We start from the raw sequence: 14,266 nt of genomic DNA, 5'->3' as shown, positions 1-14,266 counted from the left end.
GAATTCTCCATCCAATGAGCGCTTACGAAAGCTTTTCACGTGAAACGGACGATCAATTATCTGTACCTTCTTTTTCAAGTTCTTTTTCAGCCTTTTCACGATTACGCTTTCGTTTCTCTTCAATCTTTGCAGCCGCTTTGGCCTCATCTTCCTTCTCCTCCTGCAGGAGTTCTTCAGGAGTTTTATGTTTTTTAAATATACTTGAAATCATCTTTTTTGCCTTGCTCACTCCACTCACTACTTTTTCAACCTTTCCAGCGGTATTCATCAATTTGGCCTCACGTTCTGGGCCAAGACCGACACATTGTTTGATTCCAACCAATAAAGTCTGCCATAATGCTTTAAAAAACGGATGATTTGGGTCGCGCCGCTTATTAATATGCCCGACCGTATATTTTCCATACAAATCAGGATTACTGGGATTAAACAGCACCTGATTAATCATAAAAGAAAGCAGGCCTTTCTTTTCACGCCGCCCGTCGTCGCCGACCTCAGTCAGTATATTTACCTTGAGGTCGTCATAATCCATTTTAAATGTTCCTTTGCTCCGATAATCATTGGCAAAAATATCAAAACTGATCTGCTTTAGATTTCCAGATTTGACTTCAACATTCAACAATGGGCGAATCATCTTGTTTATTACAGGTAGGTCCATCTTTCCAAGCGTTCCTTTGTAGGTGTAAGCGCCCGCTTTGGACGTCATATCAAATACAAAGTTGGTGTTTAGCCTGCCTACATTCATAAAATTACTGTGCAGATTTGCACGCATCAGCTTCTGCTTTTTCAGTTTGGTCGAGTCGTTCGTAACATTAGATATTGTACCATAAGTGTGGTCGAATGTAATTGTACCAATCTGACTGTATTCATCGCTCATTTCGGAATACGAAATACCCATATTTTCGAGGATTAATGAATCAATTCCCATTCGTGTTGATATTTTCATCAACTTCATGTGCGGAGCATGTCCAATATGGCTGGTCGGCGCGCTTTTATAATGCTTGTCACTATAAATCGAAAGTGTCCCATTTTTGACAAGCGCATGCTTTGTGTATACTTTCTTATCGCGGGAAAGCGCTGCAAAATTGAAGCCTGTCAGGAGCAAGGTATCCATTTTTAATACCACATAACTTCCTCCTTCACCTTTCTTCCTGTAATAGGCAGCTTTATTCAATGTTGGCTGATAGGCAACTTTTGTCAACAGCACATTCCGGCTTTTACTATTGATTTTCAACTGATCAAAGTTCACCTTATAAAAACCATCCGGAGTTTTATACGTAAAACCAGGTACTTGAATATCCACCATTTTACTGTGATAAAAGCGTTGGCTATCTTGTTCGGAAGTCGAATCTATTAATACATCATCTATTCGGACCATTACCTTTTTGATCTCAAAATTCTGACGAACTCCCTTTTGGATCTGCGTATATTTAAAATCAATATTATTGAGGTTAACCGCCTCCACTTGAATTTTTTTAAGATTGTCTTTTATCTTCTCATAAAGCGGCTTTTTGGGCCCGCTGCTGACTGTGTCATTGTAGCTATGCACCTCATTGATCACATGGATCTTTGGCGCCTCCACTGTAATATCATGTAAGAAAAGCTCCTTGTCCATCAGAACCCTCCGGATGCCAAAGCTTTTTATTTTTAATCTATTTACCGCGATCTCAAAGCGATTGTCGGGCGCTTTTTGTGCCAATACGAGTTTTCTATAAACTGTGCTATCTGGGACGAGATGTAAATTATCTATTGTTACATTTCCAAGTATTAAATTGACATGGATATCATCGTATTGTATCGAATACAGACTGTCTGTTGCCTGTGACACCAATTGTTTGAGTTTTGTGTCCAAAAGTGGCTTCCACTTGTGGCTAAAATACCAAATACCGCCAGCCAAAACCAACAGGATAAATGCTATAACACCAAGGATCCATTTTAAAATAGGCTTCATAAAGTCATGATCTCTTCGTAATTTCGTCTTTATTTTATTGAATAACAAACAAAATTAATCGCATTTTGTTTGACATACGACTAAATAAAGCGAATATGCTGCGTAAAACACAACTATTTTTATTTCTTGTACCATCCACATTACTTTTTTTAATATCCTGTTCTAAAACATCGCATGACACAGGTTTTTATTTTTGGAAGACTGTATTTCAGTTAGATACTGTAGAAAATCGCGCGCTAGAGGAAATTAAAGCGCAATCTATTTATGTGAGAATAATGGATATTGATTTTGACCCTTCGGGTGTACAGGCCGTTCCTATTAGTCCAATTACCTTTACCCAACCTGTACCAAAGGAGCAGCAGGTAATCCCCGTCGTGTTTGTCAACCAGCGTATTTTTACGGAAATGGATAGCCTTCAGATTAGGGGATTGGCTAATAAAATTGTACCATTTATTGTAGCCAAGATAAAACAGGCAGGAAAGGAGAATTTCAAGGAACTCCAATTGGATTGCGACTGGACAAAAACTTCGCGTGATAAATTCTTTTATCTTCTCACCTACTTACAGCAGCTACCCGCATTGAAAGACATTCTAGTAAGCTCAACATTAAGACTACATCAGGTCAAAAACATAGTCACGAGTGGAGTACCCCCCGTCCGGAAAGTAATGTTGATGTGTTATAACATGGGAAATCTGAGACAATTTGGCCCTCAGAATTCCATTATAAACCAAAAAGATCTGAAAACCTATCTCAGCGGAACATTACACAATTACCCTATTGAGATGGACATTGCTTTACCCATATTTCAATGGTTTGTAGTCTTTAGAAATAATAATTATATCGGCATTTCAAAACATATCAGTGAAGAAGAGATAAAAGACGCTTCTTTATTCACCCATAACCCCAATACCAATCTTTATATTTTAACAAAAGATCTTCCTAAAGCCAATCTCAAAAAAGATGATATAATCCGATTTGAGTCCGTAAACCAGGAAGATCTCTTACAAACGGCAAAATTTTTGAAGGGAGAATTAAAAGGAAAAGAACATCGGATTATTTTTTATCACTTAGATCAAGCTACATTAGCAAACCATAGCAATGCCGAATTACAAAAAATTATTGCTGCTTTCTAGCACAACACTTGCTTTCTTCTTCGGAGAGATAGCAACTAATATCGCCTGCGGTCCAGAAATAGACCCTTATGATAATCAAACGACCTATTACTTGCCGCATCTTGAGGACAATGGATTTTCGGCTTTTCAATTTATACCGTACCAATTTCTCTATAGTGATGAAGAGCCCGTCAAAGAAAGCCTGATTAATGCAGAGGCTTGGGTTAAGCATCTTGGACCGGCAGTAAAAGTTGGGGATGTCGAACAATTGATGTATAAGAGCAATACTGAAACGGCCAATTTGGCGAGCAATCAACAGAAATCTACTTGGTCAAACTTGCCAGATTCTGTTCGTGGAAACACGTTCTTAAAGGCGTTGATTGATGGAAAACATGAGGCAGAGCGGGCTTATTTTATATTTACCAAAAAACAGGAGCCTATTACCAATATCCAACATAATTATTGGGACCCTGATACACGAAATTTTAAAGAAATTATACAGTTTGCCGAACTTGCCGAACAGCAGATCGCCAAATACCAAAAAAATAGTTTCCTCTACATTCGCTACGCTTATCAGGCAGCCCGTTTATACCTATTCGGGCAAGAGTATACCAAAAGTATGACCACCTATGAAAAGTATCTGCAGCCTGTAAAAGGGAACGATGCCATTCTCAATTGGGCGCTTTCGAATTATGCCGGTGCTGTGCGGAAAAATGGTGATGGAGCAAAAGCGGCCTACCTCTTTTCTAAACTCTTTACCATGAGTCCCGAACGACGTATATTGGCTTACTCTAATTTTCACTATATCACTGCAAGTGATGCCGAGATTTTTCAATACGCCAAAAATGATGCAGATAAATTCAACATTAACGCCATTATAGGCTTCGGCAATAGTGGTCGTGCCCTGAAATATCTAAGCGACTGCTATCAGCTTGACCCAGCGAATACCGTAAATGCTGTTTTACTAGGTCGCGAAGTCAACAAAATAGAAGCTGAAATGAATGAGTCTTTCTATCTCAATAGTGATAGCTATACCTATTATTCAAGAAATGAGGACAAAGGAGAGGCAAAAAAATACCTGGATTCTGTTCGCACATTTGCCTTGCAGCTCTATCGTGATAAAAAATATGTGCAACCGCAATTAGGACTTATTACCGCTGCATACTTAAGCTGGATAAATAAGGAAAACACCTTGGCAAAGGAATATCTTTCAGAAATTAACGAATCCGACCTCAACCCCAAATTGGTTGACCAGCTTCAAATTACTCGTTTACTGACCCAACTGACGGACTGGCAAAATAGCAAGCAACTGGATGAGATCAAGTTGACCCAAACATTAACCTGGTTGGAAGAGAAGGCCAAACTTGACGGTAAAAATGACACTAGAAAACCAAGCTGGAGTTATAATGCTTTTGAACACAGCAACTATAGCTTGATATGCCGCAATATCTTACAAAACCTAGTGGTAAAACATTATCTAAATACCCAGGATACGGCTATGGCAAGCTTGGCAGCGGTGAAAGCTGACATCTTTTACAACTATGGTTTTGCGCAGGATTCACTGGAGGAAAATATGCAATGGTCAACCATGCATTTCTGGGAAAATAGCTTAACGCCCAAAACGTTACTAAAGATCAGAAATTTGCTCACAGATAACGGTCAGCAGCAGACCTTATCCAAATTTTTGCTGAAAGATATCAAGCATTTCAATCGAGACTATCTCACAGAATTATTAGGGACGACGTATTTGCGCGAACTTGACTTTCAGAAAGCCGCTAAAACCCTAGCAGGGCTACCTAAAGATCATAAGGAAATGGAAATTAAGAATTGGTATAGCGAGGAGCAAGAAGACCTCAAGCCCAATCCGTTTATTGTCACTATAAATGACTATCCTAAAAAATATGGGAGCGAATCCACCACGAAACTAAAGTATGCCGAACGCATGGCACGATTGGAAAATGCCCTAAAAACGGAAAAAGACAATCAGAAAAAAGCAGCGTATTATTTCCAGATGGCAACAGGAATCTATCAAACAAGTACCTATGGAAATGCATGGTCGATGGTGTCTTATGACTGGTCGTCTATAGATAATCATGCAGCTTCAACACTTCACTGGCAACGGAATTACCTGCAAACAAAATCAGCAAAAGAATGGTACAACAAGGCCCGTTCGCTCAGTACAGATAGGGATTTCAAAGCTAAATGCACTTTTATGCTCGCCAAATGTGAGCAGAAGGATTTTGTGTATACTAGTGAGTCCCGTTGGCAATACTACGACTCGCCTTTAAAGAATCCATTCTATCGTTTTTCGATGCAAAATAAATATTTCAAGGAATTGGGAACGCAATACAAAGACACACCATTCTTTACAATCGCTTCGAGGGAGTGCACCTATCTTCGTGACTTTTTAAATTTAACCCAATCCATCCGCTAGGCGTTTGTATTGGAATTTAATCACATGAATATAAATGGCTTCCCATCGATGCAGTGTTCCCAAAAAGTTAGCCACTTTTTGGGGCATTTTTTATGAATAAGAAAGAGAAGCCCTTTATGTTAATTACGCTCTGCTATCTTCATTATGGTACATACTGAGGTAACTATCGTAGCGCGAACTTTCGATCCGCCCTTCTTCCACAGCTTCCATGATAACACAGCCAGGTTCGTTGATATGTCTGCAATTATTAAATCGACACTGGTTCATCAAGGCACGCATCTCTGGAAAAAAATGGGACAGCTCTTGTTTCTCTATGTCAACAATGCCCAATTCACGAATGCCGGGCGTGTCAATCAGCTTCCCTCCGAAAGGCAGATCGAACATTTCAGCAAAAGTGGTCGTATGCTTTCCTTTGTCGGACCAGTCGGAGATTTCACCGGTCTTTAATCCATATGCTGGAACAATCGCATTGATTAATGTTGATTTACCAACTCCTGAATGCCCTGACACTAACGTTATTTTATCCTTAAGCAGTTCCTTGACCACGTCTATATTTGTCCCCGTTAACGCAGAGACTTCAAAGCAGGGATATCCGATACCTGTATAAATTGCCTTATAGTCTGCCAAAACCTCCAATCCTTCATCACTAAATAGATCCAATTTATTGAATATTATTACTGCCGGAATACCATATGCTTCTGTAGTCACTAAAAAACGATCAATAAATCCCAAGGAAGTCGGTGGAGAGGCCAAGGTCACCACCAAAAATGCCTGATCCAAATTTGCTCCTATAATCTGGGTTTGCTTGGAGAGATTGACGGACTTACGAATAATGTAATTCCGGCGAGGTTCTAATTCATGAATGACGGCACTTTCCTGATCCGGCTCCACCTCAAAATGAACCCAGTCTCCAACAGCAACAGGATTCGTTGTTTTTATCCCTTTGGTGCGAAACTTCCCTTTGATCCGACAATCGTATCTTCGATTATCTTCGCCCAAAACCTGATACCAACTACCTGTCGATTTAGTTACCAATCCTCTCATAACTCCTGCTGCATTAAATGTGTCATGCTGCAAAAATCGGAAAAATTTATTAAACTTACCCGTTAATGAATTTCTTACCTTTGCAATAGACACTAAAATTCAATTTTGTGAAAAAACTATTTCTTTTAGATGGAATGGCTCTTATATATAGAGCTTATTTTGCATTGAGCAAAACTCCCCGAATTACCTCAAATGGGTTAAATACAGGAGCAATCATGGGATTTACCAATACGCTTTTGGACGTATTGAAAAATCAGCAACCTTCTCATATAGCAGTAGTGTTTGACACCGCAGCTCCTACCGCCCGACATATTGAATTTGAAGCTTATAAAGCGCACCGTGAGTCTATGCCTGAGGACCTTGCGTCCTCTATTCCCTATATAAACCGTTTAATCGAAGGCTTCAATATCCCGATTATTACAATGGATGGGTACGAAGCAGATGATATTATCGGGACCTTAGCAAAAAAAGCTGAAAAACAAGATTTTAAGGTCTATTGCATGACACCGGATAAAGATTTTGGCCAGCTCGTATCGGACAATATCTTTATCTACAAACCTGCCCGTATGGGTAACGGAGCAGAGGTACAAGGTGTCAAAGAGATTTTGGAAAAATGGGAAGTTTCTGATGTCTGTCAAGTCATCGATATCCTCGGCCTTTGGGGTGACGCTGTAGACAATATACCGGGTATACCGGGCATCGGTGAGAAAACAGCAAAAAAACTTGTGCAGGAATACGGATCTGTCGAAGGCATTATTGCTAACGCGGATCAACTCAAAGGAAAAATGCGTGAAAACGTAGAAAACTTTGCTGAACAAGGACTTATCTCCAAAAAATTAGCTACCATTTTATTGGATGTACCAATTGACCTGGACGAAAAATCACTTGAGCTGGAAGATCCAAACAAAGAAATTCTTGAACCACTATTTGCGGAACTAGAATTCAGGACACTTGGAAAACGGGTTTTCGGCGAAGATTTCTCCGTTCTTGACAGAAGCGCCTCCACAACTGGCCAAATGGATTTATTTTCTACAACAGTAACTACCGTGACAACAACAGATGTCACTACTCAAGCAATCGTTGATAATACTGAAATAAATAACATCCATAATACGGCGCATGATTATATTTTGGCCGATACACAAGAAAAACAAAAAGAGCTTGCCGAAAAGCTGTCTTCTTTGAATAGTTTTTGTTTCGATACGGAAACGACAGGATTGGACGCTAATCTCGCGGACATCGTAGGCTTATCATTCTCCTTTGAAAATGCCAGAGCTTACTATATCCCCACTCCAGCAGACCGTGAAGGAGCACAAGCTGTAGTCGATATTTTTAAAACAGTATTTGAAAATCCGAACATCGAAAAAGTGGGACAAAATATTAAATATGATATTTTACTTTTGGCACGATACGGTGTAAAAGTAAAAGGGCCTCTTTTTGACACGATGGTTGCACATTATCTGATTGATCCAGATACCCGTCATGGTATGGACCTCCTCGCAGAAAATTATCTTAATTACAGTCCAGTATCCATCACTGAACTTATAGGGGAAAAAGGCAAGAAACAAGGAAACATGCGCGATGTGGAGATTGAAAAAATAAAGGAATATGCAGCCGAGGACGCAGATATCACATTACAGTTAAAAAATATATTTCAACCTCTCCTTATCGAGACCAACACCATAGAACTCGCTCAGGATGTTGAATTCCCATTAGTATATATACTCGCTGAAATTGAACGAAATGGGGTAAAAATTGACGTTCCGGCACTTGAAGAATTTTCAAAAACTTTGGAGCAGGATATCAAAAATCTAGAGGGATCTATTTTTGAGAAAGCAGGTGTAAATTTCAACATTGCTTCTCCAAAACAACTGGGTGAAGTTTTATTCGACAAACTCCAGTTGGATCCCAAAGCGAAAAAAACAAAAACGGGCCAGTACAAAACGGGAGAAGATGTATTATTAGCATTAGCTCATAAATCAGACATCGTTCAAGATATTTTAAACTTCAGGCAAATGCAAAAACTAAAATCAACTTACGTTGATGCGCTGCCAGAGTTAATAAACCCCGAAACAGGATTAATTCACACATCTTACAATCAAGCTGTTGCTGCAACTGGCCGTCTGAGCTCGACGAATCCGAATTTACAAAATATCCCGATACGTACCGAAAGAGGTAGAGAGGTAAGAAAAGCGTTTATTCCACGATCTGAAGAGCATGTGATTCTATCAGCCGATTATTCGCAAATTGAACTGCGCCTAATCGCCGAGTTAAGTAAAGATCAAAATATGATGGAGGCATTTAGTCAAGGACATGATATCCACCGGGCAACAGCCGCAAAAGTATACCATACTGATTTTGACGCTGTTACTTCCGAACAACGCCGCAACGCTAAAGCCGTTAACTTCGGTATTATATATGGTCAATCGGCATTCGGTCTCTCCCAAAATCTTGGCATATCACGCAAAGAGGCGTCTGATATCATCAACGAGTATTTTAACCAATATACAGGGATAAAAAGATATATGAGTGATGCGATCGAGTTTGCAAAAGAGAATGGTTATGTTGAAACAATTTTAAAGCGAAGACGTTATCTTAGAGATATCAATTCGGCAAATATGACGGTTCGTGGATTTGCAGAAAGAAATGCTATTAATGCACCTATCCAGGGTTCGGCCGCAGATTTAATTAAACTTGCCATGATTGCCATTCAAAATGAAATTGAGCAGCAAGGCTTATCGGGTAAAATGATCATGCAGGTACATGATGAATTGGTTTTTGACATACCTAAAAGCGAAATACAGCTTTTTAAGGAAATCATACAGGATAAAATGACCAATGCAATCAAAACAAATGTACCATTGGTTGTAGAAATTGGAGAGGGTAAAAATTGGCTTGAAGCGCATTAATATTATGATTAAAAAACTCATCCATCTATTGTTATTCATTTCTGTGTGCAGTTTTACAAACCTTCACGCACAGGATGAGAAGCCTGTATTCTACGAAAAATTAGATCAAGGGCTGATTCGTTTTTATTTCGACAAATACTACTATCTGGTTTCGAAAGAGTGCGAGTTTAAATCTATTGAGCGTGTTAGTAAATTCGACTTCACCAAACAGTCATTCGAAGGTGAATTTCGCGATTTTGCGCCCAATGGCAATAGAATACTCGTCGGAACTTACACAGACGGTAAAAAAGAAGGTTTGTTTCAAGCTTATCATCCAAACGGCGTATTAAAATGGGAGGTAACTTTCCGAAATAATTTCCCTACTGGTGACTGGAAATATTACTATCCTGACGGAAAGCCGTTATTGACCGTCACTTATAGCGAGCAAGGCTACTTTATTAAAGATTACTGGGACAATAGGGGAAAGCAAGAGGTAATGGATGGTGAAGGTAATTATGAATTTTCCATTCCCTTTGAAGGCTTTACCGAATTTGGATTTGATTTTTACTTACGTAAAGGAAAGGTGAAAAATGGCAAGCCCCAAGGAAACTGGAATACGTATTTTTACAATGTTGGCCAGCAGCCTGTGTATGCCATGACACAACGGTTTTTAAATGGTGTGCTTACGACAACGTATGATGACAATGGAGATCTTAACAACGAAGATTTTTTGTCGCTAAGCATCCTCCCTTATGACTATTTCATGCGGGCAGAACTATTCAACAGCAAATCGTGTAGCTTCGATGACTATGCTAACTTTTATGCTTTCCTCGCGAAACGTTTTAACGATAATCTCAATAAAAAGGGGATAGAAATTACCCGACAAGTAAACTTCTCTTATTTGGTGGAGGTAAAGAAAACAGGAATGGCTAATCTAAAAAACCTTAAGTTAATTTCGGATTCGGGGAGTGAGTCTTTCGATGGAATCTTAAGCGGAATTGCAAAAGGCATTGATTTCTATTTTCCTACATATAAAGAGAATAAGCCACAGGATGACCTCATTAAAGTGTCTGGGAGTATTACGACGGGGAATGATGGAAAAGTATACAGCCATTCAATTAAAATTGAAAGACAAATAGACAATTCGAGTAAATAACTATCTTTGCAGAAATAAATAGATATGAAATTTCATAAAGAAGGATACACCACATTAGCAATCGCTGTACTTTTTATCTTTATTATCAATGCAGTTGCGGATTATTATGATGCTTCGCAGTATGTCAAATGGTTTATTTATGCGCTATCAGCATTCCTGTTTATTACAGTTGTTCAGTTCTTCAGAAGCCCTAAAAAAGTGTTCAACCCGGAAGACGGCATAATTCTTTGTCCGGCTGACGGGAAAGTTGTTGTTATCGAAGAAACCGAAGAAAATGAATATTTCCACGATAAACGTATTCAGGTTTCGATTTTTATGTCGCCAGTTAATGTACACGTTAACAGAAATCCTATTAGCGGTTTGGTTACATTCTTTAAATATCATCCTGGAAAATTTTTAGTGGCCTGGCATCCCAAATCATCCACAGATAACGAAAGAACAACGGTCGTTGTCAAAGATAAAGCAGGGAGAGAGGTTCTTTTCCGTCAAATTGCAGGAGCCCTCGCTCGCCGTATTGTATGGTATATAAAAGAAAAGGACGAAGTGGTGCAAGGTAATGAGTTTGGTTTTATCAAATTCGGTTCTCGCGTAGATTTATTCCTCCCTTTGGGCACTGAAATTAATGTCAACATTGGTGACAAGGTTATAGGTGCAAAAACCATTATTGGAAAATTTTAACAATTTATTAATATCATTATAAGTAACTTAGGCTCCAAATCAGGGGCCTTTTTTATTCAACAAATGAATTTTAGACAATTATTATTAGCAAACTCAGCAGCGGTTGGTGTTGCAATATCCACGATCAGCTTTTATTATAAACACGAGCTGCAGACAGCATTGATCATTTTCTTTGTCGCGGTGGTAACGAGTTTTCTTCTATTTAACTATCTATTTGAAAAATATATATATCGACGTCTCAACACGATGTATAAACTCATTCACAATCTCAAACTTGGCAAAGATCTTAAAGATGCTATTGGAGAACACATCAGCGAGGATCCTATTACAGATGCTGAAAACGAAGTCAAAGCATGGGCAAAAGATAAAAAAAACGAGATAGAACAATTAAAATCACAGGAAAAATTTCGAAGAGAGTTCCTATCCAATATTTCACATGAATTCAAAACACCACTCTTTGCTACACAGGGCTACATTGAGACGCTGCAGGACGGCCTTATGGAAGAGGATATGGAAATGGCAAAAAATTTCCTTAACAAAGCTGCCCGAAATCTCGATCGGCTAAATTATCTAATTCTGGATCTTGATGAGATATCCAAATTGGAATCTGGCAAAATGGTCCTTAATATTGAGAAATTTGATATTGTCGACCTGATCAAGGACACGACAGACTCCCTTGAAGACAAAGCTAAACAGCACAACATCAAAATCGAATTCAGACCGAAGGCCGGCACTCCGCACTGGGTGAAGGCAGACCGCAATAAAATACATCAGGTACTGTACAATCTGATAGACAACTCATTGAAATATGGAAAAGAAGGTGGAACAACAAAAATTAAGATTTTCCCATTATTTGAACAGGTTCTAATCGAAATTACAGACGACGGCTATGGCATTGAGGAAAAAAATCTCAGCCGCGTATTTGAACGTTTTTTCCGAACTGACAAAAGCCGATCACGCGATATAGGAGGGTCTGGGTTAGGGTTAGCAATCGTTAAGCACATTGTTGAAGCACATCAGCAAAATGTCAATGTGCGCAGTACGGAAGGTATCGGAACCACTTTTGGCTTTACGTTACAAAAAGTACAAGCTGGTAACTAAACAATGATGACACTTTTGTGTTTAAACAAAATCAATGTTAACATTAACTTAACATTAAGGTATTACTTTTGTAAAAATAAATTTAAGATATGTCTTTAAATAGCATTTTTCAGTACTTCGTTCCAAAGGACAAAAAATTCTTCCCTTTGTTTGAACAAGCCGGCAACAATTTGATCGAGATGTCAAAGTTGTTAAAAGATATTGTTAACTCAAGCAATCCTGAGAAGAAAAAAGATTTTACGCGCAAGATGGAAGATTTGGAGCACAAGGGCGACAATATCACACATCAAATTCATTTGGAGTTAGGCAAGAATTTCATCACTCCTTTCGATCGCGAAGATATACACTCTTTGGCAAGTTCATTGGATGATGTGGCCGACTTTATTCATGGCGCTGCCAACAGAATGGACCTTTATAAGGTGGAAAAAGCCACTGAACCAATGATAGAAATTGCGGACTTATTGGTTGAAGCCACTGAACATGTGTCAAAAGCTATCCATGAACTTAGAGACTTAAAAAACATTCGGAACATTACAGATTCATGCGTGCGTATCAACAGTGTTGAAAACAAAGCAGATTATATCTTTGATAAGGCTGTAGCTGACCTCTTTGAGTTTGAAAAGGATGCAATTTCATTAATTAAACACAAAGAAGTGTTGTCTGCAATGGAAGACGCAACGGATAAGTGTGAGGATGTTGCTAACGTATTAGAAAGCATTCTAGTTAAAAACGCATAATCATTCGATATAAGTGCACAAAAATTCTACGAGATTATGATGTCAACATTACTCGTTGTTGTGATTGTCCTTGCAATTGCTTTTGACTACATCAATGGATTCCATGATGCAGCCAATTCCATTGCGACAGTTGTATCAACAAAAGTTTTAACGCCAGCAATGGCTGTTTTATGGGCTGCGATATTCAACTTTGCCGCTTACTTCTACTTTACAGACCATAAGGTAGCCAATACCATTGCAAAAACAGTATTGGAAGAATACATTACATTAGAAGTAATTTTCGCGGGTTTATTAGCAGCAATTGGCTGGAACTTGTTTACCTGGTATTACGGAGTACCATCAAGTTCTTCACACACGCTTATCGGGGGATTCGCGGGATCCGGTATGGCATATGCATTTATTCTGGGCGCAGATCCAATTCATGCTATCAATATTGACGCTACATTAAAAATTATTGCTTTTATCGTGCTCGCTCCGATCATAGGTATGACGATGTCGGTCATCATTACATTAATTGTGATTAATCTGGCGAAAAACTCCAGACCAAGTGTGGCCGAAAAATGGTTTAAAATATTACAGCTTGTTTCTTCTGCAGCGCTAAGTTTTGCACACGGAGGTAACGACGCTCAGAAAGTCATGGGAATTATCCTGGTCGCCATGGTAGCGGGTGGCTATGTCCCAACGACTGAACACATGCCCGAGTGGATTCCATTAACTTGTTACGCGGCCATTGCAGCCGGAACGATGAGTGGTGGATGGAAAATAGTTAAAACAATGGGAACCAAAATCACAAAAGTTACACCATTGGAAGGAGTTTGTGCTGAATCAGCGGGAGCGGTAACATTAGGTATTACAGAACATTTTGGAATTCCGGCCTCTACCACACATACCATTACCGGTGCAATCATAGGTGTTGGTGTCGTTAAACGTGTTTCTGCAGTACGCTGGGGAGTTACAATCAGTTTGTTATGGGCTTGGATATTAACTATTCCGGTTTCAGCTTTATTAGGTGGATTGTCGCTCTTGATCGTACATTATTTGCTTTAGAAAAAAAAACCTTAATTTTTTTCTTAAACGTATTGAAACAAAACAAAAATTTGGTACTTTCGTAGCGGATTTTTGTTTTGTTGTTTCACATTAAATCCTTAATTTAGTACAAAATATAGCG

The 14,266-nt window shown here is 39.0% G+C and carries 10 protein-coding genes; 8 read left to right on the top strand and 2 right to left on the bottom strand.

Features of this window, described 5'->3' with window-relative positions; translation table 11 throughout:
• Positions 1 to 52: 52 nt before the first annotated feature.
• The gene (locus B2W36_RS18960) at positions 53 to 1,948 is read right to left on the bottom strand and encodes a hypothetical protein (RefSeq protein ID WP_293889219.1); all 1,896 of its coding nucleotides are present in this window, start codon (positions 1,946 to 1,948) and stop codon (positions 53 to 55) included.
• A gap of 95 nt (positions 1,949 to 2,043) precedes the next feature.
• Here B2W36_RS18960 and B2W36_RS18955 point away from each other — a divergent pair, with 95 nt between their 5' ends.
• Together B2W36_RS18955 and B2W36_RS18950 are read left to right on the top strand one after the other, a co-directional pair.
• On the top strand, positions 2,044 to 3,081 hold the full coding sequence (locus B2W36_RS18955; protein WP_293885267.1) for a hypothetical protein: 1,038 nt from the start codon (positions 2,044 to 2,046) through the stop codon (positions 3,079 to 3,081).
• Positions 3,047 to 5,494, top strand: coding sequence for a hypothetical protein (locus tag B2W36_RS18950; RefSeq protein WP_293889218.1), 2,448 nt, complete (start codon positions 3,047 to 3,049; stop codon positions 5,492 to 5,494). The genes B2W36_RS18955 and B2W36_RS18950 overlap by 35 nt, the downstream gene beginning before the upstream one ends.
• Before the next feature lie 123 nt (positions 5,495 to 5,617).
• On the opposite strand, the gene rsgA is transcribed toward B2W36_RS18950, so the two are convergent.
• Positions 5,618 to 6,538 (bottom strand): ribosome small subunit-dependent GTPase A, encoded by a 921-nt coding sequence (gene rsgA, locus B2W36_RS18945; RefSeq protein ID WP_293889217.1) that lies wholly within the window; start codon positions 6,536 to 6,538, stop codon positions 5,618 to 5,620.
• 107 nt (positions 6,539 to 6,645) lie between these two features.
• Here rsgA and polA point away from each other — a divergent pair, with 107 nt between their 5' ends.
• The 6 genes from polA (at position 6,646) to B2W36_RS18915 (ending at position 14,145) form a co-directional block, all read left to right on the top strand.
• Entirely contained in the window at positions 6,646 to 9,447 is a 2,802-nt protein-coding gene (polA, locus tag B2W36_RS18940) for a DNA polymerase I (protein ID WP_293885270.1), read from the top strand.
• A gap of 4 nt (positions 9,448 to 9,451) precedes the next feature.
• Positions 9,452 to 10,582: a toxin-antitoxin system YwqK family antitoxin gene (locus tag B2W36_RS18935; RefSeq protein WP_293889216.1), complete on the top strand. Its 1,131-nt coding sequence runs from the start codon at positions 9,452 to 9,454 to the stop codon at positions 10,580 to 10,582.
• 24 nt (positions 10,583 to 10,606) lie between these two features.
• A complete protein-coding gene (locus tag B2W36_RS18930; protein ID WP_209582081.1) occupies positions 10,607 to 11,260 on the top strand; it encodes a phosphatidylserine decarboxylase family protein in 654 nt (217 codons plus the stop codon).
• A 63-nt stretch (positions 11,261 to 11,323) separates the two neighbouring features.
• Positions 11,324 to 12,361, top strand: a complete 1,038-nt coding sequence (locus B2W36_RS18925) for a sensor histidine kinase (RefSeq protein ID WP_209582084.1) — start codon at positions 11,324 to 11,326, stop codon at positions 12,359 to 12,361.
• 89 nt (positions 12,362 to 12,450) lie between these two features.
• Positions 12,451 to 13,098, top strand: coding sequence for a DUF47 domain-containing protein (locus B2W36_RS18920; RefSeq protein ID WP_209582087.1), 648 nt, complete (start codon positions 12,451 to 12,453; stop codon positions 13,096 to 13,098).
• Positions 13,099 to 13,134: 36 nt separating this feature from the next.
• Positions 13,135 to 14,145, top strand: coding sequence for an inorganic phosphate transporter (locus B2W36_RS18915; protein WP_209582091.1), 1,011 nt, complete (start codon positions 13,135 to 13,137; stop codon positions 14,143 to 14,145).
• The last annotated feature ends 121 nt before the right edge of the window (positions 14,146 to 14,266 follow it).

Origin of the sequence: Sphingobacterium sp. UBA3549, from assembly GCF_002376635.1 — a bacterium.
Taxonomy (GTDB): domain Bacteria; phylum Bacteroidota; class Bacteroidia; order Sphingobacteriales; family Sphingobacteriaceae; genus Sphingobacterium.
Note: the sequence above shows the minus strand (reverse complement) of the source record. Positions and strands in the feature narration are given on the sequence as shown.

Excerpts from the sequence above, each read along its gene's own strand:
- B2W36_RS18960 (WP_293889219.1), bottom strand. The coding sequence starts at position 1,948 with ATGAAGCCTATTTTAAAATGGATCCTTGGTGTTATAGCATTTATCCTG.
- B2W36_RS18955 (WP_293885267.1), top strand. The coding sequence starts at position 2,044 with ATGCTGCGTAAAACACAACTATTTTTATTTCTTGTACCATCCACATTA.
- B2W36_RS18950 (WP_293889218.1), top strand. The coding sequence starts at position 3,047 with ATGCCGAATTACAAAAAATTATTGCTGCTTTCTAGCACAACACTTGCT.
- rsgA (WP_293889217.1), bottom strand. The coding sequence starts at position 6,538 with ATGAGAGGATTGGTAACTAAATCGACAGGTAGTTGGTATCAGGTTTTG.
- B2W36_RS18935 (WP_293889216.1), top strand. The coding sequence starts at position 9,452 with ATGATTAAAAAACTCATCCATCTATTGTTATTCATTTCTGTGTGCAGT.
- B2W36_RS18930 (WP_209582081.1), top strand. The coding sequence starts at position 10,607 with ATGAAATTTCATAAAGAAGGATACACCACATTAGCAATCGCTGTACTT.
- B2W36_RS18925 (WP_209582084.1), top strand. The coding sequence starts at position 11,324 with ATGAATTTTAGACAATTATTATTAGCAAACTCAGCAGCGGTTGGTGTT.
- B2W36_RS18920 (WP_209582087.1), top strand. The coding sequence starts at position 12,451 with ATGTCTTTAAATAGCATTTTTCAGTACTTCGTTCCAAAGGACAAAAAA.
- B2W36_RS18915 (WP_209582091.1), top strand. The coding sequence starts at position 13,135 with ATGATGTCAACATTACTCGTTGTTGTGATTGTCCTTGCAATTGCTTTT.